A 26,765-nucleotide genomic window follows, 5' to 3' on the forward strand; every position below is an offset into this window, starting at 1 on the left:
CTCCGTTCAGTCGTCATCATCGTCGTCTTTGAGGACGTCGTGCCAGTCGCCCCGTTTGCCGAGGCGGGTGAGGCCGACGATGGCGGCGAGGGTGATAAAGAGGGATATGCCGAAGCTGTCGCTGTCCATCGTCAGCCAGGCGGGAATGTTGAAGATGACGTAGATGACGACCATCACGGCGAAGACCGAGCCTTTGCCCGCCGCCGCGCCGTCGTCGATTTTCCGCCCGAACCATTGCCCGACCTGGTCGGTGCTGACGGCGAGGTTGCGGCTCCAGCTGAGTTCGCTTGCGCCCTGTTCGGCGCAGAGTTTGTCGTCTTCGCGGCCATAGTCGCGATGTTGCAGGGTGTCGCCCGGCTGGATGTGCCAGTAGAACGCGCCCGCCGCGCTCTCCACCCGGCTTTGGTAGTCGTAAAGTTTTGCCTTGCCGAGCGGGTCGCCGTTGCGGTCGAGCAGCGGCCATTCGTTCAGCGTTTGCGCGAATGTCCATTCGCCGTCATCGGTTTCGGTCAGCCAGGCGAAGCCTTGCTGTGGCGCGTAAAGCAGGTATTCGCTCCAGCCGCTGCCTTCGCCGACCTCTATTTTGCGCACCACGCCGATGAGGGTGTAATGCGTGCCGTGGATGGTCGCTTCCGCGCCGAGCGGCAGGGTGTGGTCTTCGCTGATGACGCGGCGCGCGCTTTTTTGCCGCAATGCCAGCCCTTTGCCGTCGCTGGCGAGGTCGCTGCCGCAGGACGGGCAGAGGATGGTGTCGGTCAGGCCGCTTAGCCACTGTACCGGGCTGCCGCAATGCGGGCAGTTGCCGCTCGCGCGGCTGCCTTTCAGTTTGCCTGCGGTTTCAAGGATTTGTGCGTCGCTGCGGGTGTTTTGCAGTTTGAGGTCGGCAAGCGCCACGCCTTCGCCGGCGAACACTTCCGGCGGCTCGTCGGCGTAATCGATGGTGAGGAATTCGCCGCCGTAGCGAAAATCGGCGACGCGGTTTTGCCGGGTACCGCTGAAGCGGTAGGGCAATTCGCCTTCGGCGGCGGCGCGGTCGAGGGTGATGTTACGCACGTCGGCGGCGAGAAAGGCCTTGTTGCGGAAGTTGTAGCGGCTGCTGCCCGCACGCAGGCTGGCAAAGGCGGGCGGCGGCTCCGGCGCGACCGGGCGGGTCAGCACGTACTGGTCGCCCGATTCGGACAGCCAGCCGTCGCTGCCGTCGGCAAAGAGCAGGTACCATTCGTTCCAGACACCCGCGTCGTAGCGCGCCTGCAAGCGGCCAACAAGGGTAAACGGCTGTTTGTGGTACACGCCGCCCGTGCCGATTTGTAGCGGGCTGAAGTCTTCGAGCAGCGCGCTGTCTTCGCCGCTGTCGGTGAGGGTGTCGCCGTCGCGGATGAGCAGGCTGTGGCAGTAGCTGCACACCAGCGTCACCGCGCTGGCGCTCATGCTCCGCACCGGGGCGCCGCAACTGGGGCAGTCGGTGTGAAAGAGCGCGGCCATGTGGTCAGCCCATCAGTTGTTTCAGCACTTCCGCCTTCGCCTGGTCGTAATCGGCGGCGGTTATCAGCCCCTGGTCGAGCAAGGCTTTCAGTTGGGTGAGACGCGTCTGCGGGTCGTTGCCTGCCGCAGGTGCGGCGGCGGCATTGTTGGCGCCGGGTGTCATCGCGCCCGCCATTGCCTGGCCAATCGCCGCGCCGACGCCGACGCCCGCGCCGACCCCGGCCAGTCCGCCCTCGTTCTGTGCGGCAAGCGGGATGGCGGACGCCGCCTGATACTGGGTGTAGCGGTTCAAATCGCCGACGACGCCCATCGAGATGCGTTCGTCCAGCGCCTTCTGAATCGCCTCCGGCAGGGTGACGCTTTCGACGCTGAAGCGCTCCAGCGCAAGACCGAGGCGGGCGAAATCGGGGGCGAGCAGCTCCGCCATTTTCTGCGACAGCAATACCTGGTTCGCTGCCATGTCGAGGAAGGCGATGCCGGATGAGCCGAAGACGCTGGCAAGCCGCGTCATCACCACGTTGCGCAGCGGCTCGTCGAGCTGCTCGCGGCTGTAGTCGGCGGCGACGCCCGTCACTTCGCTGAACAACTTGGCGGGGTCGCTGATGCGGTAGTCGTACATCCCGAAAGCGCGCAGTTGCACCGCGCCAAACTCGCTGTCGCGCACCGTCACGGGTTGCGCCGTCCCCCAACGCCGCCCCAGTTGCTGGCGCAAATTGAAAAAATACACATCGGATTTGAACGGCGAGGCGAAGAATTTGTCCCAATTCTTGAGGTTGGTGAGCAGCGGCAGCGTCTGCGTGGTCAGCAAATGCGTACCCGCGCCGAACATATCGGCCGTCTTGCCCTCATCAACAAACAGCGCCTGCTGCGACTCGCGCACGACCAGCGTCGCGCCCGACTGAATTTCCTGATCCTGGGCGGGGAATCGCCACATCAGCGTGTCCTCGCCCGGATTCGGCCACTCGATGACATCAATAAACTGCTTGCGCAAAAAACCGAACATAACAAACCTCCACTAACTCAAACAGGCCGCATTGAGCAGGCCAATCGACACCGACACCGCGCCCAAAAACGCGCCGACGGCAACATTGTTGCGCGCGAGCTCGCCGCCCGCGTCTTTGACAAAACGGGTGGCGACGAAATAGACCAAAATCTGGATGACCGCCGCGATGACGCCCCAGAGGACAAAATCGGGCGGGCTGACACTCAGGCGGATGCTGGCGGCAAGCGCCAGACAAAAACCAATGAGCGCGCCGCCAAAGGACAAGGCGCAGGCGACATTGCCCTCGCGGCGGATGAGACGCAACTCGGCGGGCGGGGTGCAGTGCAAATACACGGCGGCGAAGACGAACACCATCGCCACCGCCAGCGCCATGTACTGCAAATAAAGCCAGTACTCACCTGGAGAAATGTGCATGGAAAGCTCCTTTCAAACGATGAAGATGCGGGGATTATAACGGAGGACTGGCGGAAGGTTTTTACATACATCCAGGCGGGGAAGATGTATGTAAACGGATAGCTATCGCCCCTTGCGCGCGACGATGATGACGCGCTGTGGCGGCGGCAGTCCTTCCACCGTCGCGCTGAAATCAGCATTCATGAAATCGGCCAGCGAAAAGCGGTCAATCCAGTCGGTGGCGCGCTGCTCTGCGACAGTGGTCGCGACTGGCGCGCCGCTGTGTTCAACGGTAAAGCCGAGGCGCGCCAACCAGCGGTGCAACGCGGCGATACTCGGCAGGAACCAGACGTTGCGCATTCCCGCATAGCGGTCGGGCGGCATCAGCACCGTTTGCGCGTCGCCGTCCACCACCAGCGTTTCCAGCACGAGGCGACCACCGTCGCGCAGGGTGTCGTGCAATTGCGCCAGATGTTGCAGCGGCTCGCGGCGGTGGTACAGCACGCCCATCGACAGCGCGAGATCAAAGGCCGTCGGCGCGCAGTCGTCCAGCGTCAGCGGCAGATACGCGCAGCGCTGCCTGCCGAGCAGCCGTTCCAGCGCGAGGAATTGCGCGAAGTAATGCCAGGAGGGGTCGAGGCCGAGCGCCATTTTTGCCCCCGCACCAAGCGCGCGGTAGCTGTAGTAGCCGTTGCCGCAGCCAACATCGAGCACGTGTTTACCGGTGAAATCCACCCCGGCGGCGAGCAGCCGCGCGAACTTGAGGTCGCTGCGCCATTCGCTGTCGATGTGGACGCCGTAGAGGTCAAACGGCCCTTTGCGCCAGGGTTGCAATGCGCGCAATCCCGCTTCGAGATTGGGCAACGTGTCGCCGCTTGCGCTCACGGCAGCGCTTTGCAGATCAATCTGTTGGGTTTCAGACGACGGCAGCGCGGCGACGGTAGCGAGCCAGTCGGCAAAATGGCCGTGCGGGGTGGCGCGGGCAAGAGCGGCGCGCACCGCATCATCCTGCGCGGCCAGCGCGGGTTTCAGAGCGAGGGCGTGTTGCCATTGGGCAAGAGCGGGGGCGAGGTGGGGCATGGTCGCGAAACTCATGGTTGTAGGTGGGTCTTGACCCACCCTCATCATTAGTGGTTTTCTTCAGTGGGGCAAGCACCACCCTACGGGCGGTTTTCAGACGCTCGCTACCCAGCCGCAGAATTGCAGGGCGCGAAAGCAAGGTTCGATGCGGGTAAATCCGGCCTGTTGCAGGCGGTGTTCGAGGGTAGCGGCGCGGTCGGTTTGCATGACGCGCTCCAGCGATTCGCGTTTTTGCGCAATCGCCATTTGCGAGTAGCCTTGCGCCGCCTTGAAGGCTTCGTGCCACTGGCGCAGGCGGTCGTCATCCGGGCGGGTTTTTTCCGCAAGCAGTAGCGCACCGCCGGGGCGCAGGGTTTGGCGCAGGCGGAGGAGCAGCGCGTCGCGCGCTTCCGGCGGGATGAATTGCAGGGTGAATGCCATGATGATGAGGTCCGCCGGGCGGTAGTCGAGGGTGGTGATGTCGGCTTGCCGGACGCGGATGTTATTGATGCCTGCGCCTGCGACGTAGGCGGCAAGGCGGTCGGTCATCGCCTGGGCGTTGTCGATGGCGTCAATGGTGGCGCTCTTCGGGATGTGGTGTTGCAGGGCGATGCTGGCGCCGCCCAAGGCGCAGCCGAGGTCGTAAACGTGACCGTGCTCTGGGACGCAGCCCGCGCCGATGACAGCGAAGAGTTGCAGCAGTGTGGCGTAGCCCGGCACGGAGCGGTGAATCATGTCGGGGAAGACGGCAGCGGTGCGTTCGTCGAAGCGAAAATCGACCACGGCTTGCGGAGTGTCGTAGAGGGTGTCGCGTTGGTAGGGCATGGGGCGTGGAGCGGGAAGGTGGCAAGAAGGCGGAGTCGCCTTGATGGCGACGGGCGAATTATAAACAGCCCTTAGCGTTTTTTCTTCCGCTTCACTGCCGGGGTTTTCGGCTTGACCGCCGGTTTTGTGGCACTCGGCGCGAACAGTTGTGCCGCAAAGGCGCGTCCGCTGTCCTGCGTCAGTTCGCCGGTCAGGTGCAGCAATTGCAGGCAGGCGGCGATGTAGCGGTATTTGGCTTCCGCCAGTTGTTCTTCGGCTTGGGCTTTTTCTTGTTCTGCCTTGATTTCGTCGATGGTGTTGCGCACGCCAACTTCCCGCCCCAGGCGGGTGGATTCGAGTTTGGCGGTGTTGGTGTGCAGCAGTTGTTGTTGCGCGGCGATTTGCGCCCGTTCGCCGTGGAGGGTGGCGAGGGTCTGCCGCACTTGCAGGCGGATTTGCTCGGTCTCGGCTTCGAGTTCTGCTTGGCGCTGCGCGAGGATTTCTTGGCTTTGTTTTTCTTTGCTGCGGATTTCGCCGCCGCTGTAGATGGGGATGGTGAATTGTACGCCGACGTAAGCGCCGCGGTTGCGGTTGCTGTTCGGGTTGCCGCCATGTTGCGCGATTTTGTTGCGGTTGTCCTGGTAGCCGACGTTAAGGCTCAGTTGTGGCCAGTGTTCGCTTTGCGCGGTGGCGCGGTCGGCTTCGCTTTTCTCCACTTGCAGGCGGCGGCTCTGCACGGCGGCGCTGTTGGCGATGGCTTTGTTTATCCAGCTTTTTTCGTCTTCCCGTTCGGCAAGGTCGGGCAAGGGACGGTCGGCGATGGCTTCGGCGTGGTCAGGGGCGAGCCCGGTGAGGTTGGCGAGGCGGTTTTGCGCGGTGACAAGTTCGGTGCGCAGGCGGATTTCTTTGGCGTTGGCGGCATCGAGTCCGGCCTGGGCTTCGTAGGTGTCGATGATGGTTGCTTCACCGGAGTCAAACAGGCCTTTTGCCTGCGCGATTTGCGCGCGGTAGGCGGTTTTTTCGGCGGCAACGGCGGTGAGTTTGTCCTGCGCGGTAAGGATGTCGAGATAGGCTTTGCCGGTTTCGAGCATCAGTTCGCTTGCGGTGTTGTCCAGTTGGCTGTCGCCCAGGCGGGCGGTGATTTGTTCGGCCTGGTACTGCCGCCAGCGCGGGCCATCAAACAGCGGCTGGCTGATTTGCGCGTTCCAGCCGTGGCTGCGGTATTTGTCGTAGCTATCCTGGGCGCGGTTGGTGTAGTTGGCGTTGGCGCTTACTTGCGGCAGCAGCCGCGCTTTCGCCTGGTGTTGCGGCTCTTGCGCGGCGTCGCGGGCATGGCGTGCGGCGTCGTATTCAGCGGAATGGTAGCGCGCAGCAAGCCAGGCTTCGTTCAGGTCGAAGGCGCTGGCGGTGATACTTATATATATGAGCAGGGCGGGGATGATGCGGGGCATGGTCAGCGTTGGCGCAGGCTTTCGTCGATTTTGGTTTGCAGCGGGCTTAACAGGTAATCCAGCACGCGGCGCTTGCCGGTTTTGATTTCGGCGGTAACGTTCATCCCGGCGGAGAGGCGCACCGGCTGGCCTTCGATGTTCAGCGTGTCGTGGTCAAGGGCGACGGTCGCGGCATAGACAAGGCCGAGTTGTTCGTTTTCGATAGCGTCGTAGCTGATGGTTTGTACTTTGCCGGTGAGGTAGCCATAGCGGGTGTAGGGGAAGGCTTCGATTTTGATAACGGCTTCTTGTCCCTGGCGGACGAAGCCGATGTCTTTGTTGAGGATGAGCGCTTTGACGTTCAGCTGGTAGTCGTCGGGGACGATGACCAAGAGCGGCTGCGCCGCAGTTACCACGCCGCCGATGGTATGCGTCGCCAGTTGTTGTACGGTGCCGCTGACCGGGGCAGCGAGACGCATCAGCCGTTGCCGCTGTTGCACCTTGTCCAGCTGGGCGCGCAGTTGTGCGCTTTGTTCGTCCGCCTGGCGCAGGGCGTCCAATGTGTCGCGGCGGATGGTCTGGGTATTGACGGCGCGGCTGTCTTTCGCCTCGTCTATCGCCGCCTTGATTTGTTCGCGCTGGTTGCGTTTGCTCTTGAGGTCGTTCTGGTTTTCGATCAGCTTGCTTTTTTGCTCAAGGTAGGCGTGGTTGGAGATGAAATTTTGTTTGACCAGTTTGCCCAGATCGCTGGTGCGCTTGCTTTCGATGCTGCCGAGGTTGGCGAGTTTGTCAATTTCGGCATTGACCACACGCGCCTCGGCTTCATGCTGGCGGATGCGGGCGCGGATTTGCTGGTCTTGCGCTGCCCATGCCTGATACTGGTTGCTCACCAATAGCTGCGCCTGCAAGAAATCGGCTTCATCAATGCCCGCCTGTAAGGCGGCGGCTTTGTTCATCTGCGGCGGGCGGTTGTGGTCGAGTGCGGCAAGCAGTGCTTCATTGCGCCATTTGGCGAGTTGCGCCGCGTGCAACGCTTTTTCTGATTGGGTTACATCGGCATCGCTACCGACCGCTCGCAGTTCGAGCAGGGTTTCGCCCGCCTCAACGTGTTGCCCGTCGCGCACATGGATGACCTTCACTTCCGCCGTCTCCAGCGGCTGAACCACTTTGCTCTGTCCGCCCGGCTCGGTTTTGCCTTGGGCGACAGCGACGATATCGAGCTGGCCAAACCACGCCCAAACTAAAGCGAGTACGGCAAAGAGCATAATCAGCCGCGCCGTCCATTGGGGCAGCGGCGAGACAGGGGTTTCGGTGAGTTCAAGATGCGCGGGGAGAAAATCACGCTCGTGGCGGTCGCGCTTGGGTGGTTCTAATTCCTTGCGCACCGCCCAGACGTTACGCCACACGGTGAGGTAACGCTTGAGCAGGTCGCTCCATGCTTCTTTGCGGATGCCCATTTATGACGCTCCTGTTTCGTTTATCGTTGTGCTTCTTCACGCGGGATACATATATATATGTATCACCCATTCTGCAACTGGTACAAATAGCGGTAATACCCCTGCTCGCGTTTGAGCAGCTCCTCATGCGTGCCTTCCTCGATGATTCGTCCCTTATCCATCGCAATGATGCGATGCGCGCGGCGCACAGTAGAAAGGCGGTGCGCGATAATCAACACGGTGCGGTCGCGGCAGATGGCATCCATGTTCGCCATGATGGCGCGTTCCGACTCATAATCCAGCGCACTCGTCGCTTCATCCAAAATCAAAATACGCGGATTCGTTACCAGCGCGCGGGCGATGGCAATACGCTGCCGCTGCCCGCCGGAAAGCCCTGCGCCTTGTTCACCGACCATAGTGTCATAACCCTCGCGCAGCTCCATAATAAAATCATGCGCCCCGGCCAGTTGCGCCGCCTGAATCACCCGCTCCAGCGGCATCCCCGGATCAGAAAGGGCGATATTGTCGCGCACGCTGGCGTTCATCAGCACATTCTCCTGCAACACCACCCCCACCTGCCGTCGTAACCAAGCCGGATCAGCCAGCGCCAAATCATTGCCGTCAATCAACACCCGTCCCTGCTCTGGCACATACAGCCGCTGCACCAGCTTGGTCAGCGTACTCTTGCCCGAACCGGAACGGCCGACAATACCAATCACCTCACCGGCGCGGAACTGCACACTCAAATCCGGCAATACCAACTGCCCATCCGGGCGATAGCGGAACTGCACATGGTCAAAAGCAATATCGCCACGAATCTCCGGCAAATTAAGGCGGGAAGAAGGATTTTCCGTCGGCGTATTCAAAATATCACCAAGCCGTGCCACCGAAATCCCGACCTGCTGAAAATCCTGCCACAACTGCGCGAGGCGTATCACCGGAGCCGCTACCTGCCCGGCCAACATATTAAAAGCAATCAACTGTCCCACCGTCATCTTGCCTTCAATCACCAGCTTCGCGCCAAAATACAAAGTAGCGATCGTTACCGACTTTTGAATGAGCTGAATCCCCTGCTGGCCGATGGTAGCGAGCTTGGTCACGCGGAAACCCGTCTGCACATAACTCGCCATCTGCTTGTCCCAGCGCCGCGTCATCTGCGGCTCAACTGCCATTGACTTGATCGTCCCCAGCGCCGACACCGACTCCACCAAAAAAGACTGATTATCCGCATAGCGGGCAAACTTCTCGTTCAGCCGTGCGCGCAACACCGGCGTAATCAGCGCCGACCAGGCGGCATACACCGGCAGCGACACCACCACAATCAGCGTCAGCCAGCCGCTGTAAAACCACATCACCGCAATAAAAATGAACGAAAAGAGCAAATCCAGCACCGAAGTCAGCGCCTGCCCGGTGAGAAAATTGCGAATCTGCTCCAGCTCGCGCACCCGCGCCACCGTATCGCCGACACGGCGCTGCTCAAAATAACTGATCGGCAACTGCAACAAATGGCGGTAAAGCCGCGCGCCCAGCTCCACATCAATGCGGCTGGTGGTATGCGCAAACACATAAGAACGCAGCCCGCCCAGTACCACCTCAAACAACGTCACCACCACAAAAGCGACGGCAATCACATCGAGCGTACTGAAGCCGCGATGCACCAGCACCTTGTCCATCACCACCTGAAAAAAGAGCGGCGTAATCAGCGCGAACAACTGCAAGACAATCGATACCGCCAACACCTCCAAAAAAATCCGGCGGTACTTAATCACCGCCGGAATAAACCAGGTGAAATCAAACTTGGCGAGAGAGCCTAAGATTGATGCGCGTGAGGCGACCAAAATCAACTGCCCGGAAAAGCGCGCCGAAAAATCCGCCAAAGACAACAAAAGCGGCTTGCCCGCCGCCAAATCCTGAATCAAAAACTGGCCGTCATCCACCCGCGCCAAAATAAAATGCTGCCCGTCCGGCTGCCATACCACCGCAGGCAAAGAAAGCAAATGCAATCTGGATATAGAACGGGAAACGGCGCGCACCTTCAAACCAAGATAACGCGCCGCCAATAACCACTCCTCCTGATTCAAATCCTTGCCATTGGCAGAAAAGCGGTGCAACAAATCCTCGCCACTCGCTGCCACCCCATGCACGTGCGCCATAATCAGCAAGGCATTCAATGCCAGCGGGGCATTAGAGGGAATGGTAGAAGCAACAGCAGCACTAACGGGGGACGTATCCATATGCAGGAAAGATGAAGGAAAAGAAACAAACAGTTAAGATATAGTGGATTCTTGCAGCGACGGACGGCGAAGTCAAATGACGGGAGGCGGAAGTGGGCGGGGTTGCGGGGTGTTTCGGTGAATATTTTACTGTAAACAAATGGGATTTTGAGGATTGATAGAATTGGTTACAGTATGGATAAGTTCGAGGATGGCGTATTTTTTCGGTAGCGGCAGGGTGAACTATCTTGAAAAACGGTATGCACCGAATAACGGTTGGTGTACCTGCTTGCAGCGGGAAGATGAACAATATTGTGAAAAAACGCAAAGATTGCTGCATGGACATAATTTTCCGTAATCCGCATAGTTGCAGGGATTTTGGCGGATTGGAGCGTGAAGAAAGGAGGTGTTGAGCGGCATGGAGGATAGATGAGAGTTACTCTAGTGGCAAGGTTGTAGTATGTTTCTGTAAATTAATTATTTAGGTAGATGGCTCTGGATTCAATCTATACTAAGAAATTAACATTGAGGAATTATGTAGAGCGTTTGTAATTTTAGGGCTGAAGATGGCTAGTATAAAATTTTTTTGGATTAAAAGAACAATGGTTTGGTTCTTACTTGCAATTTTAATATTGTTTTTTTTGGCAAGCTGCGAGTTTGCTCGTAAAACAATATTGGGGACATTTTTGCGACCGGTATATGTAGATTTTCCATTGGGAAAAAACAGAATTGTTGAAATAGATTTTTTAAATTACGTAGAGCATAAATATTATATTTCTATGCGCATAAAATTTAACAAGGGAAACTTAAAATTATTTAACAGAAGTAAAGAAGGACATAGGAGGATTAATGAAGAGAACAATAATTTTCAACGTGCATTTGTTGGTCTAACTAGCGCAGATCATAGAGAATTTTATAGGTTCAAGGTTTTTGGTTATAAGTTCAATAAAAAGGGGGAACCTATTCTTTTCTTTCAAAAGGAGTATAGCAATAAAAGTCGGGTCTATGAGGTTTATGGTAGTAACGTTAATAATCCTGATGATTTGGCTTTTTCAACAAATTATGACTATCTAACTTTGCCTAGAGGAAAGTATCATTTTATTATAGAAGATAAAAGTTTGTATACACCTACGTTTAGAGATATAGAAACTTTTATCGGAATACACGTGGACACACTTATCCATTAAGTTATTTATAACAAGGTGAGTGTGCTTTAAATTTAGTATTTTGAAGGAGTTGTTTTATGAGCGAGTATTATACTGTTACTATTAAATTTGCTCCAATTGGAACCGCCTTGGCAGGAGGCGGTACTTCAAGTACAGGTCATATGTGGTACGAATTACATTCGTCAAATCCTAGTGAACCTGATGAAAGTCATGGTTGGTCTACTGGAACAACTAAAGGAGAAGGTGGTGATAATAATTTGGTCAATAATGACAATGTTAATTATATACCTGATGAAGCTCACCGTATTACTTCTATGACTACAAGGATAACTAGAGAGCAATATGATAGGTTGAGAGAATATCCAAATTTGGCCGCAAATGGGAATATTCAATATTTTCATCCAAACTACAATGTTGCTTCCAATAGTTGTATTGATTTTGTGGGTCAAGCACTAGCTCACGCTGGTATGGCAGAAACACAATTTCAAGGAACTCCTTCAGCTTTTCCTGCAAGCATAGCGAATACAGGAGACTTCTTAGAGCAACTACAAAACAACCATAATAAACCAATTTATGTTGAGGATTATTTCACAGATCCTGACCCAAAAGGAATATTTTATCACGGGAGATATATAAATAGATTTTATTTTCCCAATAATTATTCCATAGAAGAACTATATAATGATTTAAAAGACAATCCTAAATTTGGTGAATATCGAGATAAGTTTTCACAACTTTGGGACAAAATTCCCCCATTCTTCAAAGATCCTATTAACTGGTTCAACACAGCTCGTGGCGACTGGTTTGGCCTCTTCCGCGACATGCTCATCCGCCAATACGACCCCCTCACCTTAGACCTTGATGGCGACGGTATCGAAACCGTTGCCAGCAACGGTCATAAAGGCGCGCTCTTTGATCACGACAAAAACGGCATCCGTTTCGCTACCGGCTGGGTCAGCAAGGATGATGGTTTCCTCGTTTATGACCGCAATGGCGATGGCGTCGTCAATAACGGCGGCGAGCTTTTCGGCGATAACACCCTGCTCAAAAACGGCGAACGTGCCACCAATGGCTATCAGGCATTGGCCGATCTTGATGATAACGGCGATGGCAAAGTAGATGCCGCCGATAGCGCCTTTGCCCACCTGCGCGTCTGGCGCGACCTCAACCAGGATGGCATCAGCCAAGAAGGCGAGCTGCTCACCCTCAATGAGGCAAAGGTCAAGGCGCTCAACCTCGCCAACAAGAATACCGACCGCGATTTGGGCAACGGCAACAGCCTCGCCGAAGAAGGCACTTACACCGACAGCGACGGCAACGAAAAACAGATGGGCGACCTCAATCTCGCCGCCGACCCTTTCCACAGCCGCTTCAGTGACAGCGTGTCACTCACCGACGAACAGCAGCAGGCGCCGAACCTGCGCGGCAGCGGTCGCGTGCGCGACCTGCGCGAAGCGGCGGCACAATCACCCGAACTCGCGGAAGCATTGCAGCAATACAAAAACGCCGCTACCAAAGAAGAGCAGTTGACGCTGCGCCACGAAAACACAGCAATGACGCCCGGCAAGCCTTGCCACGAATACGCCGAAAAAGACCGCTTAAACGCTTTACAAGGCTGTAACAAAAGCGTACAGTTTCCCCAAAATGCAACACAAACCCCACATAACAACACGTGGATTTACCGAAATAATCAACATTCAAGGGCTTCGCATGACAGCCGAACCCGCCGATACTATCCGCAAACCTCTGCTCTTCGCCCTGAGCCTTGTCTTCTTTACCCTGCTTGTTGCTTGCGACAAACCGCAGTCGGATAAAACGGCAAAACCCGCAGCGCAGGCAGCAGCAAGCGTCACACAAGCGGAGAACACTGCTTCCGACGGGATGCCGAATATCACCGCCGAAGACATGGGCAACCTTGCCCGCGCCATGCACGGTGCGGCAAGTCAACAACCTGACGATGCGCCGAAGGACAAATACGGCCAACCCTACATCATTGGCAACCTCGGCGGCGTCCCGGTTAACTTGCCGCCTTCGATAGTCGAGCTTGTGGAATACGATGATTCACCCGGTTTTGATCCGGAAAAATTGCGTACCTACGACCCGCCCACACGCAGTTATCAATCCATTATTGAGTCTTTGGGATTCGATTTCCGCAATCATGATTCTGTGCTTTATGACAGGAATGATCCCACTTTACGCCAGGAATACGATTCTGAGCGCAGACGGGGAGGAGACGATTGGGTTTCCATCAATATCAGCGCGGGTTCCCGCTATGGAACCAATCCGCACGCTTTAGATGATTATTTTGATAGCAGCTTACATTTAGCGAAAATGGCATCGATACCATATGTCAATACTAGCAAGGAGATATATGGATTGGCCCTTTACATAAATGGGGGAACAGATCCTAAAACACAGCGTCCACTTCGAGAACATTGGCGTGCTAAAGATATGTTTGTCTTCAGGGACGAACAGGGAAACGTGCAAACCATCATCGAATGTTCAAATAGGAATATAAAATCTCCATCTTGTACACATGACTTTAATTTTCCCCCGCCTATGAAAATCCGTATTTCTATGATGTATCTAAGACAAAATCTTTTCCTGTGGAAGGAGATCCAGGATAAAACTATAAATTTTGTTCTGGATTTTCAGGCAAAAGATTAAGTATGTATATTCTCAAAAGAGGTGAACTGTTATGGCAAACAATACAAACTCACGCGATCCCATCACACAGGCGGATATTGAACGCTATAGCAATATGCTTGATAAAGGTGAGGATGGTATCTGGCGATTCTATCGGGACCTGGAAAGCAAAGGCTACCATAGTGCTGGATGGTCTCTTAACCAGTACGATAATAAAACCTCATATGGTTCAGATAATAGCCTAAATTTTAAGAACCAAACAGGAAAAGATCTTGATAATAAAATTGCGAGTGAGTTAAATCGTCTAAGTGCTGATAAGACCTTGGATATTCTTCGAAAAAAGGTTAATAAAGGGCACGGACAAACTACGGAAGATTTATCCTATAAAGATCACAAAGAAGTTCAGGATTACGCTCATAACGAAAGTGGTTTTCGGGGCGTAAAAGGCATTTTTGATGACCCTGTAAGTATATACGCCAGACTTCATGGTGATAAAGCTGCTGAGGAATGGTACGAAAAACTGCGAGATGGTAAGTCTGAAGACAATCGCCAGTTGATGAACATTGTCAAAAAAGGGCAGGAGTTAACTACCTCTGAACTCGCAAGGAAGAACATGCCCATTTCTCCTGAAGCGGGAGCTCAGATGGTGATGGATGCCATGCGCAATGCACAGCACTCTAATGCATTAAACGATATTGATGAATATATGCGCCATATCGTTCCGAACCCAGGAGCCAGAAGCACGGAAGAAACACAATCATTAGAGGATGCCATTGGAAAAGTACAAAAGTTATTTCCTTTAGGAAACGATTTATCAAGAGGCTACTCCTCTCGTATGATTGGTTATGCTTTAGAATATCAATATGGTCTTTCCAAGGCATATGATGATGCTGTTGATAAATATGGAAAACCAATGGTTACTGAAGTACAGCATTATATGAGTATGCGAGGTGATAGTTTTTCAAGAATAATGAATTACATAGGCAACCAAACTATAACAAAAATCGCTATAACAGGAGTGCTATATTACCTAGGCTATAAGCAGACTCAAACTGCAGCTGGACTAATTGCCCAATACCTCAAAACCAGATCAAATAAAGACCTGGCTGCTGCCATTGCAGCTTCTGTAGGAGCATACAATACCTTGAGCACGGCTGATACAGTTGCATACAATCAAGGTCAAAACAGATCCATACTGGGTGATTTGATAAATCAGGCCATTAGTGAATTTATGCCAAGTGGCAGTGCAATGCAGAATTTTTATAACTACGCTAATTTTATGAATAGTCTCTTTGGCAATAAAATCAAAGATAGCTTATCTGCGTTAGGAGATTTTTTATTCCCAAACGTTCCAAAAGAACTCATTCCTCCAGGTTTCTTGCAAAAAATGGATGAATTGATTAAAAATGGTAACTATGATTTAGGCAAAGAGAAAGAGTATTCATTTTCATGGGGTAACAACTTTGACTGGAGTTTACTAACCCCTATTGATCCTGAATGGAATAACGACCAATATATTGACTGGAATGCCCTTAATCGTGATGGCTATTATTTTGTCTTTGACCCCCTCGCTCTCGACCTGAACGGCAACGGCATCGAAACCGTTGCCAGCAACGGTCATAAAGGCGCGCTCTTTGATCACGACAAAAACGGCATCCGTTTCGCTACCGGCTGGGTCAGCAAGGATGATGGTTTCCTCGTTTATGACCGCAATGGCGATGGCGTCGTCAATAACGGCGGCGAGCTTTTCGGCGATAACACCCTGCTCAAAAACGGCGAACGTGCCACCAATGGCTATCAGGCATTGGCCGATCTTGATGATAACGGCGATGGCAAAGTAGATGCCGCCGATAGCGCCTTTGCCCACCTGCGCGTCTGGCGCGACCTCAACCAGGATGGCATCAGCCAAGAAGGCGAGCTGCTCACCCTCAATGAGGCAAAGGTCAAGGCGCTCAACCTCGCCAACAAGAATACCGACCGCGATTTGGGCAACGGCAACAGCCTCGCCGAAGAAGGCACTTACACCGACAGCGACGGCAACGAAAAACAGATGGGCGACCTCAATCTCGCCGCCGACCCTTTCCACAGCCGCTTCAGTGACAGCGTGTCACTCACCGACGAACAGCAGCAGGCGCCGAACCTGCGCGGCAGCGGTCGCGTGCGCGACCTGCGCGAAGCGGCGGCACAATCGCCCGATGTCGCCGCCGCCCTGCAAGCCTATGCCAACGCGCAAACCAAGGAAGAACAACTGGCACTGCGCGACCAGCTGCTGCGCGCCTGGGCTGGCACCGATAAACGCTTTACCACCGAAGGTGTATTGGCAGCAGCGACACAAAAGTTTGCCCAAGCCAGTGGTAATAAAGGTAATGCCATTCCGCTCACTCCGGGACAACTCAAAGAATTGGGTACGATTCAGGGCCCCAGCATCTGGTCGCTGCTCGGTATTGAAGATCCAGATAAGAAAAAGAAAGCTGCTCTGCATGAAAAAATCGGCATTCTTGACGCCTTCACCGGCACCGATTCCACCCACCTCTATTACGGCACCAAGGCACAGGCACAACACACCCTCGACACCATCGAAAAAACCTACGCCAACCTCGCCGACAACCTCTACGACGGCTTGCTCTTCCAGACCCGCCTCAAGCCCTATCTCAATGCCATCCGCTTCGGCATGAGCGAGGACGGCAAACTGCAACTGGACTACAGCGGCGTCGCCGCCCTCTTTGACGAAGTCCACGCGCAAAACCCCGGCAAGGCATTCACTGACCTCGGTGAACTGCTCGCCAAAGGCAACGCCGACGGCAAAAATACCGATATGGCACCGCTTGCTGAGAAATTCGTGCAGTACGCACAGGAAGCGAGTAACAATGGCACCTTTGAGGCCTACAGCAATACCCTTGGCAAAGAAGCACTCGCCACCTTGGGACACAGCATCGGCACAGACAACGACGATACTCTGCGCGGCAATCACGGCGCGAATTATCTGGTTGGCAACAAGGGTAACGATGTACTTGAAGGCTATGGCGGCGATGACACGCTTAATGGCGGTGCCGGAAATGACGCACTCTTTGGTGGTGCCGGTCATGACACGCTTGATGGTGGTGCTGGCGATGACCACATGGAAGGCGGCAACTTTGAAAGCGACACTTACATCTTCCGCGCTGGTCATGGCAAAGATACCGTTGCTGATTTAGCCTACCGGGACGAGGAAACTGACACCCTGCGCTTTGAAGGCGCACAATCCGGCAATGCCGCCTTCAGCCGCGAAGGCTACGATCTCATCGTCAGGGCTTACGGCAGCAGCAACGATCAGGTAAGGCTCAAGGATTATTTCTTCCAGTGGCACCGTGACCGCTATTACTTCCAGTTTGAAGACAACAAGCTGGGACGCGAGGACATCGTCAAAAAAGCCTTTGACTTCAGCGCAACGGATAATGATGACCACATGGAAGGCTGGGAATCGGACGACACCATGCACGGTGGCGCCGGTAATGACACCCTTTGGGCGCATAACGGCAACGACACCGTTTACGGTGATGCCGGTAACGACAGCCTGGGCGGCGGCAACGGCAATGATTCCCTGCACGGTGGGGAAGGCGACGACACGCTCAGTGGCGATGACGGCGATGACACGCTCAACGGCGATGCGGGCAATGACACCCTCTTTGGCCGTGCCGGTCATGACACGCTTGATGGCGGCGCCGGTGATGACCACCTGGAAGGTGGCGACTTTGAAAGCGACACTTATATCTTCCGCGCCGGTCATGGCAAAGATACCGTTGCTGATTTAGCCTACCGGGACGAGGAAACTGACACCCTGCGCTTTGAAGGCGCACAATCCGGCAATGCCGCCTTCAGCCGCGAAGGCTACGATCTCATCGTCAGGGCTTACGGCAGCAGCAACGATCAGGTAAGGCTCAAGGATTATTTCTTCCAGTGGCACCGTGACCGCTATTACTTCCAGTTTGAAGACAACAAGCTGGGACGCGAGGACATCGTCAAAAAAGCCTTTGACTTCAGCGCAACGGATAATGATGACCACATGGAAGGCTGGGAATCGGACGACACCATGCACGGTGGCGCCGGTAATGACACCCTTTGGGCGCATAACGGCAACGACACCGTTTACGGTGATGCCGGTAACGACAGCCTGGGCGGCGGCAACGGCAATGATTCCCTGCACGGTGGGGAAGGCGACGACACGCTCAGTGGCGATGACGGCGATGACACGCTCAACGGCGATGCGGGCAATGACACCCTCTTTGGCCGTGCCGGTCATGACACGCTTGATGGCGGCGCCGGTGATGACCACCTGGAAGGTGGCGACTTTGAAAGCGACACTTATATCTTCCGCGCCGGTCATGGCAAAGATACCGTTGCTGATTTAGCCTACCGGGACGAGGAAACTGACACCCTGCGCTTTGAAGGCGCACAATCCGGCAATGCCGCCTTCAGCCGCGAAGGCTACGATCTCATCGTCAGGGCTTACGGCAGCAGCAACGATCAGGTAAGGCTCAAGGATTATTTCTTCCAGTGGCACCGTGACCGCTATTACTTCCAGTTTGAAGACAACAAGCTGGGACGCGAGGACATCGTCAAAAAAGCCTTTGACTTCAGCGCAACGGATAATGATGACCACATGGAAGGCTGGGAATCGGACGACACCATGCACGGTGGCGCCGGTAATGACACCCTTTGGGCGCATAACGGCAACGACACCGTTTACGGTGATGCCGGTAACGACAGCCTGGGCGGCGGCAACGGCAATGATTCCCTGCACGGTGGGGAAGGCGACGACACGCTCAGTGGCGATGACGGCGATGACACGCTCAACGGCGATGCGGGCAATGACACCCTCTTTGGCCGTGCCGGTCATGACACGCTTGATGGCGGCGCCGGTGATGACCACCTGGAAGGTGGCGACTTTGAAAGCGACACTTATATCTTCCGCGTTGGTCATGGCAAAGATACGATTCGGGAGCTTGCCGTTTGGGATGCACAAGCAGACACCTTGCGTTTTGAAGGTGCACAAGCAGAAAAAGCCCGCTTCAGCCGTGAAGGACGGGATCTCGTTGTTAAAGCTTATGGCGGCGATGACCAGGTAACACTCAAAGATTATTTCTATGGCGAAGGATTCGCTCGCTATGACTTCCACTTTGACGATGCCACTTTCAAGGCGGCGGAATTGCGCGGCAAAGACTTGCCGACGGAAGGCTTGAAAGCCCCGGTGGATGCGAAGACGCAAACCGCCGCTTCCGCAGCAGAAGGCACATTGCCTGAAAACAGCGCGCCGACGGCTTCCACTACAACAGACGACAGCAAGCAAGCGGAAACGAATGCGCAGAAGCCGATTGTGGTCGTTGATCGCGCCCACCCCGCCCCGCAAAAAGTGATTGCTAAAACTACGGGCAATACCCCGCAAGCGAACGCCGATGCTGGTGTTGCTCCGGATGAGAGCACGACTGCCGAAACTGCCCAACCCGCGGACAGCGAAGCTGCCGGTAGCGCTGTGAAAAGCGCAGCTATCACCGCGAAGCCTGCAACGGCGCTTGTCCCGGTCGCCGCCAGTACAAAAATCCAGCCTGTGACTGTTGCTGCGGATACGCAGCAGACACCAGCGGCAGCTGCCAGCGCATCAGGGGATTCACCCGCAACTGCATCGCAAAAAGCATCACCGGCCACGGCGCAGCAAAATGCCACAGCGGTCGCCGATGCGCTTAAAACGGGAGGTACCACGGCGGCAGCGGCAAGTGCGCTGGATGCCAACGCGGCACGGCAGTCGCAGCAGATGCTTTCTGCCATGGCGGCTCAAGGGCAGACGGCTTCGCCAACAGCGCTCGCCGCACCCGACCTGCAACCGAAACCGCAACTGGTTGCCAGTCAGGTATAACAACGCAAAGAAAGAGCCGCCTGCAGGCGGCTTTTCTTTGCTTTTGTCCTGGTCATGAATGACCGGCGACTGGCTGCGCCCCGTCCCGCATTCAGTCCAGCACCGCCTTGGCCGACATATCGGCGTGGAAGGAGGAGCGCACCATCGGCCCGGAGGCGACGTGGGTGAAACCCATTTTCAGGCCTTCGTCGGTAAATATCTGGAATTCGTCCGGGGTGTAGTAGTGCTTGACCGGCAGGTGGTGTACCGACGGTTGCAGGTACTGGCCAACGGTGAGCATACTGACGTCGTGGCGGCGCAGGTCTTCCATCACACCGAGGATTTCGTCCACTTCTTCGCCGAGGCCGACCATCAGCCCGGATTTGGTAATGACGGGCTTGTTGCTCGCCTTTTTGTATTCGCGCAGGAGCTCCAGCGAGTTTTCGTAGTTCGCGCCGGGGCGCACTTCTTCGTACATCCGCGCCACGGTTTCCATGTTGTGGTTGAAGATGTCCGGCGGGGTGTGGCGCAGGATTTCGATGGCTTTGTCCATGCGGCCCCGGAAGTCGGGGGTGAGGATTTCCACGGTCATGCGCGGCGCGAGGCGGCGGATTTCGCGGACGCAGGCGGCAAAGTGCGCGGCACCGCCGTCAAGCAAATCGTCGCGATCCACCGAGGTGATGACGACGTGGTGCAGGCCGATGTTGCGCACGGTTTCGGCGAGATGCGTCGGCTCCATCGGGTCGAGCGGGTTGGGGCGGCCATGGCCGACGTCGCAGAAGGGGCAGCGGCGGGTGCAGATGTCGCCCATGATCATGAAGGAGGCGGTGTTGTGGCGGAAGCATTCGCCGATGTTCGGGCAGGAGGCTTCTTCGCAGACGCTGTGCAGTTTCTGCTCGCGCATGATGGCTTTCATCCGCTGCACTTCTGCGCCGCCGGGGAATTGTGCGCGTATCCAGCTGGGTTTGCGCAGCCGCTCTTCGCCGACGTGGCCGGTGTTTTCCGGGACCTGGCGGATTTTCTCCGCCCCTTTTTTCTTCACCCCCATCGCGTTGGGCTTGACGCGGACGGGGGCGGCTTGTTCTCGGTCGCTCATGACGATTCCTGATTGTTAATGTGTGCTTATTATAGTCCTGTCTTTGCGTCGCGCCGCTTGCCTTGCAGCAAGTTCAGCAGCGCGTTCGCCTCACCGGCGGTGAGTGGCCGCCAGCGCCCGGCGGCAAGGTTTTTCGGTAGCCAGAGGTTGCCAAAGCGGGTGCGTTTCAGGCGGCTGACCTGGCAACCGACCGCTTCCCACAGGCGGCGCACTTCGCGGTTGCGCCCTTCTTTCAGTACCACGCTGAAGTAGCGGTTGTACTGGGTATCGTCTTCGTGCAAGGCCTGCAACGGCTGCACGTCGTCGAAGCGGGCGAAGCCGTCTTCCAGCTCGATGCCGTTGCGCAGCGCCTGCAAGGTATCCTCATTGACCTCGCCCGCGACCCGCACCCAGTATTCGCGTTCGATTTCGGCGCTGGGATGCATCAGGCGGTTGGCCAGCGCGCCGTCATTGGTGAAGAGCAACAGCCCGGCGGTATTGAGGTCAAGCCTGCCGACGCTGACCCAGCGCCCCTGCCGCAATTTCGGCAGATGGCGGAACACCGTTGGCCGCCCATCCGGGTCGTCGCGCGTGCAGATTTCGCCCGGCGGCTTGTGATACATCAGGATTTGCCGGGGTGCCTCGCGCTCCGGCGAGACGCGCAGCGGTTTGCCGTCCAGACTCAGGCGCTCGTGACCGCTGATGCGCTGCCCCAATTCGGCCGGTTTGCCATTGACGCGCAGGCGACCCTCACGAATCCAGCCCTCAATCTCGCGCCGCGAACCCAAACCGCGCGCCGCCAGCCATTTCTGGATGCGCTCCAATTCATTACTCATTACTGCCTCCAAAACCCTCATCGGGCAAAGCGGGCAAGTCTTCAAGACTTGCCACGGAAAAATCAGACAAAAACTGCGCCGTCGTCGCCAGCAACTCCGGCCGCCCCGGCACCTCCTTCGTGCCGATCACCTCGATCCATTCCAGGTCAAAAAGCTGGCGGTAAATGCCGCTGCTGGTGGTCACGCCGCGCACCGCGTCAATCTCGGCGCGGGTGACGGGCTGATGATACGCGATAAACGCCAGCGTCTCCCAAAAGGCACGGGAAAAGCGCACCGGCTGCGCCTCGGTAAAGGCGGCGACTGCGGGAAAATACGCCGGGCGCAACTGCAAGCGCCAGCCGCCTGCGAGCCGCACCGGCTCCATCGCCGACGCCTCGTAGCGCGCGGCCAGTTCGGCCAGCGCCTCGCGCACGGCATCTTCGGAAACATCCAGCGCTTGTGCGAGCAGCGCCTCGCTCACCGCCTCGTCGCGGGTAAACAAAATCGCCTCAATACGGCGGGATAAAGTCGTCATCAAAAAGCATCACCAATAAAAAAGTCCCCCGGCGGGGGATGTTAGGGGCGTTGGCGGTGCCGCCATCACCAGACGGGAAAAATCAGATGGTGTCCTGAAATGTATGCTGTCTCAGGGGTGTCTGAATTGCATTGGCGGTGAAGTTACGGATGCTACCCCCTCCCCAACCCTCCCCCGCTGCGGGCTTCGCCCTGCAGGGGAGGGGGCGAACCGGCGGAATATTGGCAACGGCTGGTTTTTGCCAGCTCTGCTGGTTATCAGCATACATTTCAGGACACCTTCCGGGAAAAATCATACATCGGCAGCGACAGCGCGCGCAAAAAGTTCGCCTGCGGTGGGGCAAGCCCCACCCTACGGACCAATAAACAGCAAACCAAAACCCGCCAAACGGCGGATTTTGCGATGGCGGCAAGGCAGTTCAGCCCTTCGCTTTTTCTTCAGCCTGCTTGTCCAGCGACACTTTTTCCGGCACCGCATAGTTATAGACCACCAGCGCGGCGACGATGCCGATGACGATGGCGGTGATGGCAAAGCGTCCGGCATGGCTGCCAAGCCAGCCGAGGGCAATGCCGACCACGCCGAAGTCGGCGTCGGAGAAGGTGGTGTTGGCAAAGCCGAGGTCGCCCAGTACCGGCAGCAGCCACACCGGGAGGAAGGTGATGAGGATGCCGTGGAGGAAGGCACCGATGCTCGCGCCGAGGCGACCGCCGACGGCGTTGCCAAACACGCCCGCAGTCGCGCCGCAGAAGAAGTGCGGCACCACGCCGGGCAGAATCAGCACCCAGTGCAGTTGGCCGAGGATAAAGAGGCCGACCAAGCCACCGGCGAAGCTGGCGAGGAAGCCGACCAGCACCGCGTTTGGCGCGTAGGGGAAGACGATGGGGCAGTCCAGCGCCGGGCGCGCGTTCGGCACCAGCTTTTGCGAGAAGCCGGTGAAGGCGGGGACGATTTCGGCCAGTATCAGGCGCACACCCTGCAGGATGATGAAGACGCCGGCGGCGAAGGTAATCGCCTGAATCACCGCCCAAACGAGGAAATTCTGCCCGTTGGAGAATTTTTCCTGCTGCACGAAGTCCTGTCCGGCGGCGATGACCAGCACGAGGTAGATGACCATCATCGTCAGCGCGATGGAAACGGAGCTGTCGCGCAAAAAACTCAGGTTTTTCGGCAGATTCATCTCCTCGGTGGAGCGCGATTTGCCGCGCAGGCTGCGCCCGACTAGCCCCGCCAGCACGTAGCCGACGGTGCCGAAGTGGCCGAAGCCGACTTCGTCGCTGCCGGTGATGTCGCGCATGAACGGCTGGGCGATAAACGGGAAGAACGCCATGATGAGGCCGAGCGTCAGCGCGCCGACCAGCACCAGTTGCGCGCCTTCAAATCCGGCGACGACGAGGATGACGGCAATCATGCACGCCATGTAGAAAGTGTGGTGGCCGGTAAGGAAGATGAATTTGAGGCGGGTAAAGCGGGCGATGGCGATGTTCGCCACCATGCCGAATGCCATGATGAGCGCGGTCGCCGTGCCGTATTGTTGCAGGGCGGCGGAGACGATGGCTTCGTTGTTCGGCACCACGCCCTGCACGTCAAACGCCTGCTTGAAGATGTCGCCCAGCGGGTTCAGCGAGCCGAGCAGTACGCTGGCACCGCCGCCGAGGACGATGAAGCCGAGGATGGTCTTGATGGTGCCCTTGATGGTATCAGCGGCGGATTTTTTCTGCGCAATCAAGCCGATAAGGGCGATAACCCCAACCAGCACGGACGGCACCTTGAGAATATCAACGATGAAGTCGAGCAGCGCTTTCATGACGCCCTCCTAGTCGTGGTGGAAGTAAACCGCCAGCTTCTGCTCAAATTCGTCGGCGCTGACGAGATTGTTGATGACGATGACCTTGCTGCGGTCGATGCTGGAGCTGTCCACGATGTCCGCGCCCATCACGAACAGGTCGGCGTCGCCGGAGGCGGTGACGGAGAGGTCGGAGTGGGCGACTTCCGCTTCAATATTGAGCTTGGCCAGCGCCTTCTTGATGTTCATCTCCATCAAGAAGCTGCTGCCGAGACCGTGAGCACATACTGCCATGATTTTCATAAAGTTCTCCTGGTTGAGTTAAGAAAGCGGGAAGGTGGCGGGTCGCCCGTGGGTATTTGTTGTTATCCCGTGTGGATTTATGAATATCATAGCGGAAAAAACCCCACGATTGCGGGGTTTTTTGAGCATTGGCGGGCGGCGGTCGCGTTCGTCAGCTCCGCCCTACCCCACCTGCACCGAGGTCATCGAGAGCGCACCGCCGACGATTTCGTCGTTGAAAATCCGCAGCGGTTCGCCGGGGTCGCGCTGCGCGAGGACGTACAGCAGCGGCAGGAAATGTTCAAACGGCGCGGGAACGGCGGCACGGTCAGGGTCAAGCGCGAGGTGATTGAGCAGGGTGTCGCGGTCGCCCGCTGCCATCGCGCGGTTGATGCGCTGGCGAAAGGCGTCCGCCCAGTCGTAGGCAAAGGCCTCGTCGGCACGGGCGAAATCGAGCGCGCGCAGATTGTGGACGATATTGCCGCTGCCCATAATCAGCACGCCTTCGTCGCGTAGCGGCCGCAGTTTCGCCGCGAGCGCCCAGTGCCAGGCGGCCGGTTGCAGCAGGTTCAGGCTGAGTTGCACCACCGGCACGTCGGCGGCGGGGTAGAAATGGCGCAACACCGCCCAGGCACCGTGGTCAAGACCACGGCTGGCATCGGGCTGGATGCCGTCCGCCGCCAGCAGTTCGCAGACGCGCGCGGCAAGTGCGGGCGCGCCCGGCGCCGGGTATTGCGCCTGATAGAGCGCGGCGGGGAAGCCGCTGAAATCGTAAAGGATGGGATTGTGCGCGCCGCTCATCACGCGCAGCTCGCGCCCGAACCAGTGCGCGGATACCATCAGGATGGCCTCCGGTTTGGCGATGGCGGCGGCGGTGGCCAGAAAGCCCCGGTTAAAACGGCTGCTATCGTTGATGGCATTCATCGGGCTGCCGTGGCCGAGGAAAATGGCGGGAAGTGTGGACATAAAACGCTCCGGTAGAAAAGCGGCGCATTGTAGGGCGGGCGCTGCGGTGCGCCCAGCGTCGCCCGCTTCATCTGTACATTAGCGCGGCTTAACGCGGACGACCATCACCGCGCTCAGGACGACCGCCCCGGCAATCAGCCACGCCATCGGCCGTGGCGTGCCATCAGCAAAAGCGGCAAGCAGCAGCGAAGAAACAATGCCGCTGCCATATTACAGCGCGCCGAGCAGCGCCGCAGCCGCCCCGCCGACGGATTTATCAACGCTGGCAAGCGCTGCCGCATTGGCGCAGGCAGCGATGATGCCGTTCATGCTGAACACGGCGAACATCGGCAGGGCGATGCCCCAAATGCCGCCGACCCCGGCCAGCACCAGCGCGACCAGCAACAGCGCGAACACGGCGGCAAACCGCGTCGCCGCGCGCAGCAGGCGGTCAATGGCGAAATGGCGCAGCAGCCTGCGGTTCGCCGCGCTCAGGGCGAAGACGCCGAAAATATTCACGCCAAACCAGAAGCCGTAGTACGCCTCATTGATGCCGAAATAATCAATATAAACAAAAGGCGAACCGGCAATAAAGGCGTAGGCGGCGACATAAAAAGACGTCACGCAGAAGGTATAACGCATAAAGACGCGGTGAGCGAGCAACTCGCGATAGCGGGCGAACGCCGACCAGAGCGAGCCCGCCGCCCGGCGGCGCGGCGGCAACGTCTCCGGCAGGCGCAACACCGCCACAAACATCAACACGCCAATCGCGGCGAGCAGCCAAAAATGCGCGTGCCAACTGGCGACCTTCAGCAGCAACCCGCCGACGAGCGGCCCCACCAGCGGCGCCACCACCATAATCATCGCCAGCGAGGACAGCACCTGCGCCGCGCGCGTCGTGCCGAACAGATCCCGCACCATCGCCCGCGACAACATCGGCCCGACACACGCTCCCAGCGCCTGAAACACGCGCCAGAACACCACCGTGGGCAGCGACTGCGCCAGCGCACAACCGACCGAGCCTGCCACAAACAGCAGCATTCCCAGAAACAGCGGCAACCTGCGCCCGATGCGGTCGCTCACCGGCCCCCAGACGAGCTGCGCGATGGCAAAACCGATGAGAAAACCGGTGATGGTCAGCGCCGCATCGCCGCCGAGCGTGCGCGACATCAGCGGCAGTGCGGGCAGGTAAATATCGGTCGAAAGCGAGGTAAGCGCCATCAGCGCGCTCAAAGTCATCATAAAAAACAAAGTATTGCGCTTGGTCGCCATCAAACACTCCGATTGCGAAAAACGGCAAGTATAGCGGGCAACGCCCCGCCTGATTAGCCACCACCGCGCGCACAGGCTTGTGAAAAAAATGCGGTAATGCGGTTTCCGCCTGCGGGGGAAAGGCATAACCGGTACGGGGGCGAATTGTCAACCCAAGTGCAACACTTCTTCAAAATACACTTCATGAGGTGTTCTCCACTGCAAACATTTGCGCGGGCGGTAGGGTGGGGCTTGCCCCACCATCATGAAATGTCCGGCTTTGAAGTGCTGCATGAGCATTGAGGTATGCAGGCGAACCCCACCCCAGCCCTCCCCCGCAGGGGGAGGGGGCAGAACGGTGCAGTTTTCGGCATTTGTTCCCTTTTTGCAGGCAACGGGGGAGAGAGCGCAGCATTTGTTCCCGCAGTCGCGTCAGCGCGGTGGGGCAAGCCCCACCCTACGACGATGGTGTTTTATAGCCATCCACCGAAAGCCTCATACTGTGTTGCGCCGCTTCGCCGTACAAATGCGTACTGCCTTCAGCGGCGCGCCTTGTCTGAAACTTTCGGTGGATGGCT

18 protein-coding genes and 1 pseudogene are annotated in these 26,765 nt (G+C 57.0%); 4 read left to right on the forward strand and 15 right to left on the reverse strand.

Annotated features, from left to right (window positions below):
* Positions 1-6: 6 nt before the first annotated feature.
* From ACO54Z_RS00960 to ACO54Z_RS00995, 8 genes are all read right to left on the reverse strand, one after another.
* On the reverse strand, positions 7-1,428 hold the full coding sequence (locus tag ACO54Z_RS00960; protein ID WP_485995333.1) for a DUF4178 domain-containing protein: 1,422 nt from the start codon (positions 1,426-1,428) through the stop codon (positions 7-9).
* A gap of 58 nt (positions 1,429-1,486) precedes the next feature.
* Positions 1,487-2,485 carry an SPFH domain-containing protein gene (locus ACO54Z_RS00965; RefSeq protein WP_485995334.1) on the reverse strand — a complete coding sequence of 333 codons (999 nt, stop codon included), beginning with the start codon at positions 2,483-2,485 and terminating at the stop codon, positions 1,487-1,489.
* A 12-nt stretch (positions 2,486-2,497) separates the two neighbouring features.
* The gene (locus ACO54Z_RS00970) at positions 2,498-2,899 is read right to left on the reverse strand and encodes a DUF350 domain-containing protein (protein WP_298079447.1); all 402 of its coding nucleotides are present in this window, start codon (positions 2,897-2,899) and stop codon (positions 2,498-2,500) included.
* Positions 2,900-3,001: 102 nt separating this feature from the next.
* The gene (gene cmoB, locus ACO54Z_RS00975) at positions 3,002-3,958 is read right to left on the reverse strand and encodes a tRNA 5-methoxyuridine(34)/uridine 5-oxyacetic acid(34) synthase CmoB (protein WP_485995335.1); all 957 of its coding nucleotides are present in this window, start codon (positions 3,956-3,958) and stop codon (positions 3,002-3,004) included.
* A gap of 93 nt (positions 3,959-4,051) precedes the next feature.
* On the reverse strand, positions 4,052-4,762 hold the full coding sequence (locus tag ACO54Z_RS00980; RefSeq protein WP_485995336.1) for a methyltransferase domain-containing protein: 711 nt from the start codon (positions 4,760-4,762) through the stop codon (positions 4,052-4,054).
* Positions 4,763-4,833: 71 nt separating this feature from the next.
* Positions 4,834-6,192, reverse strand: a complete 1,359-nt coding sequence (locus ACO54Z_RS00985; RefSeq protein ID WP_485995337.1) for a TolC family outer membrane protein — start codon at positions 6,190-6,192, stop codon at positions 4,834-4,836.
* A gap of 2 nt (positions 6,193-6,194) precedes the next feature.
* Positions 6,195-7,628 (reverse strand): HlyD family type I secretion periplasmic adaptor subunit, encoded by a 1,434-nt coding sequence (locus ACO54Z_RS00990; RefSeq protein WP_485995338.1) that lies wholly within the window; start codon positions 7,626-7,628, stop codon positions 6,195-6,197.
* Between the two features lie 62 nt (positions 7,629-7,690).
* Positions 7,691-9,841, reverse strand: coding sequence for a type I secretion system permease/ATPase (locus ACO54Z_RS00995; RefSeq protein ID WP_485995339.1), 2,151 nt, complete (start codon positions 9,839-9,841; stop codon positions 7,691-7,693).
* Positions 9,842-10,386: 545 nt separating this feature from the next.
* On the opposite strand from ACO54Z_RS00995, the gene ACO54Z_RS01000 reads away from it, so the two are divergent.
* From ACO54Z_RS01000 to ACO54Z_RS01015, 4 genes are all read left to right on the forward strand, one after another.
* Positions 10,387-11,007 carry a hypothetical protein gene (locus ACO54Z_RS01000; RefSeq protein ID WP_485995340.1) on the forward strand — a complete coding sequence of 207 codons (621 nt, stop codon included), beginning with the start codon at positions 10,387-10,389 and terminating at the stop codon, positions 11,005-11,007.
* Between the two features lie 56 nt (positions 11,008-11,063).
* Positions 11,064-12,800, forward strand: coding sequence for a hypothetical protein (locus tag ACO54Z_RS01005; protein ID WP_485995341.1), 1,737 nt, complete (start codon positions 11,064-11,066; stop codon positions 12,798-12,800).
* Positions 12,697-13,653: a hypothetical protein gene (locus ACO54Z_RS01010; RefSeq protein ID WP_485995342.1), complete on the forward strand. Its 957-nt coding sequence runs from the start codon at positions 12,697-12,699 to the stop codon at positions 13,651-13,653. The genes ACO54Z_RS01005 and ACO54Z_RS01010 overlap by 104 nt, the downstream gene beginning before the upstream one ends.
* A gap of 1,366 nt (positions 13,654-15,019) precedes the next feature.
* Positions 15,020-19,522, forward strand: a complete 4,503-nt coding sequence (locus ACO54Z_RS01015) for a calcium-binding protein (protein ID WP_485995343.1) — start codon at positions 15,020-15,022, stop codon at positions 19,520-19,522.
* A gap of 91 nt (positions 19,523-19,613) precedes the next feature.
* Here the strand turns inward: ACO54Z_RS01015 and lipA are convergent, their stop codons facing one another.
* From lipA to ACO54Z_RS01050, 7 genes and pseudogenes are all read right to left on the reverse strand, one after another.
* Complete coding sequence (gene lipA / locus ACO54Z_RS01020; RefSeq protein WP_485995344.1) at positions 19,614-20,597, reverse strand: lipoyl synthase; 984 nt, start codon at positions 20,595-20,597, stop codon at positions 19,614-19,616.
* 29 nt (positions 20,598-20,626) lie between these two features.
* Positions 20,627-21,412: a pseudouridine synthase gene (locus ACO54Z_RS01025; protein ID WP_298081365.1), complete on the reverse strand. Its 786-nt coding sequence runs from the start codon at positions 21,410-21,412 to the stop codon at positions 20,627-20,629.
* Entirely contained in the window at positions 21,405-21,926 is a 522-nt protein-coding gene (gene scpB, locus ACO54Z_RS01030) for an SMC-Scp complex subunit ScpB (protein WP_298081366.1), read from the reverse strand. Before scpB ends, ACO54Z_RS01025 begins: the two co-directional genes overlap by 8 nt.
* Before the next feature lie 418 nt (positions 21,927-22,344).
* Positions 22,345-23,730, reverse strand: coding sequence for a PTS ascorbate transporter subunit IIC (gene ulaA / locus ACO54Z_RS01035; RefSeq protein WP_485995345.1), 1,386 nt, complete (start codon positions 23,728-23,730; stop codon positions 22,345-22,347).
* 9 nt (positions 23,731-23,739) lie between these two features.
* Positions 23,740-24,012 carry a PTS sugar transporter subunit IIB gene (locus tag ACO54Z_RS01040; RefSeq protein ID WP_485995346.1) on the reverse strand — a complete coding sequence of 91 codons (273 nt, stop codon included), beginning with the start codon at positions 24,010-24,012 and terminating at the stop codon, positions 23,740-23,742.
* 162 nt (positions 24,013-24,174) lie between these two features.
* A complete protein-coding gene (ygiD, locus tag ACO54Z_RS01045; protein WP_485995347.1) occupies positions 24,175-24,957 on the reverse strand; it encodes a 4,5-DOPA-extradiol-dioxygenase in 783 nt (260 codons plus the stop codon).
* 78 nt (positions 24,958-25,035) lie between these two features.
* Positions 25,036-26,208, reverse strand: a pseudogene (locus tag ACO54Z_RS01050) (multidrug effflux MFS transporter).
* Positions 26,209-26,765 lie beyond the last annotated feature (557 nt).

The organism is Cardiobacterium sp. (assembly GCF_057314735.1).

What these genes read in the sequence shown, in the direction of transcription:
- ACO54Z_RS00980 (WP_485995336.1), bottom strand. Translation starts at nt 4,762, where the DNA reads ATGCCCTACCAACGCGACACCCTCTACGACACTCCGCAAGCCGTGGTC.
- ACO54Z_RS00960 (WP_485995333.1), bottom strand. Translation starts at nt 1,428, where the DNA reads ATGAGCGCCAGCGCGGTGACGCTGGTGTGCAGCTACTGCCACAGCCTG.
- ACO54Z_RS00995 (WP_485995339.1), bottom strand. Translation starts at nt 9,841, where the DNA reads ATGGATACGTCCCCCGTTAGTGCTGCTGTTGCTTCTACCATTCCCTCT.
- ACO54Z_RS00985 (WP_485995337.1), bottom strand. Translation starts at nt 6,192, where the DNA reads ATGCCCCGCATCATCCCCGCCCTGCTCATATATATAAGTATCACCGCC.
- lipA (WP_485995344.1), bottom strand. Translation starts at nt 20,597, where the DNA reads ATGAGCGACCGAGAACAAGCCGCCCCCGTCCGCGTCAAGCCCAACGCG.
- ACO54Z_RS01005 (WP_485995341.1), top strand. Translation starts at nt 11,064, where the DNA reads ATGAGCGAGTATTATACTGTTACTATTAAATTTGCTCCAATTGGAACC.
- cmoB (WP_485995335.1), bottom strand. Translation starts at nt 3,958, where the DNA reads ATGCCCCACCTCGCCCCCGCTCTTGCCCAATGGCAACACGCCCTCGCT.
- ACO54Z_RS01025 (WP_298081365.1), bottom strand. Translation starts at nt 21,412, where the DNA reads ATGAGTAATGAATTGGAGCGCATCCAGAAATGGCTGGCGGCGCGCGGT.
- ACO54Z_RS01010 (WP_485995342.1), top strand. Translation starts at nt 12,697, where the DNA reads ATGACAGCCGAACCCGCCGATACTATCCGCAAACCTCTGCTCTTCGCC.
- ACO54Z_RS00990 (WP_485995338.1), bottom strand. Translation starts at nt 7,628, where the DNA reads ATGGGCATCCGCAAAGAAGCATGGAGCGACCTGCTCAAGCGTTACCTC.
- ACO54Z_RS01000 (WP_485995340.1), top strand. Translation starts at nt 10,387, where the DNA reads ATGGCTAGTATAAAATTTTTTTGGATTAAAAGAACAATGGTTTGGTTC.
- ACO54Z_RS01040 (WP_485995346.1), bottom strand. Translation starts at nt 24,012, where the DNA reads ATGAAAATCATGGCAGTATGTGCTCACGGTCTCGGCAGCAGCTTCTTG.
- ulaA (WP_485995345.1), bottom strand. Translation starts at nt 23,730, where the DNA reads ATGAAAGCGCTGCTCGACTTCATCGTTGATATTCTCAAGGTGCCGTCC.
- ACO54Z_RS00965 (WP_485995334.1), bottom strand. Translation starts at nt 2,485, where the DNA reads ATGTTCGGTTTTTTGCGCAAGCAGTTTATTGATGTCATCGAGTGGCCG.
- ACO54Z_RS00970 (WP_298079447.1), bottom strand. Translation starts at nt 2,899, where the DNA reads ATGCACATTTCTCCAGGTGAGTACTGGCTTTATTTGCAGTACATGGCG.
- ACO54Z_RS01015 (WP_485995343.1), top strand. Translation starts at nt 15,020, where the DNA reads ATGGATGAATTGATTAAAAATGGTAACTATGATTTAGGCAAAGAGAAA.
- scpB (WP_298081366.1), bottom strand. Translation starts at nt 21,926, where the DNA reads ATGACGACTTTATCCCGCCGTATTGAGGCGATTTTGTTTACCCGCGAC.
- ygiD (WP_485995347.1), bottom strand. Translation starts at nt 24,957, where the DNA reads ATGTCCACACTTCCCGCCATTTTCCTCGGCCACGGCAGCCCGATGAAT.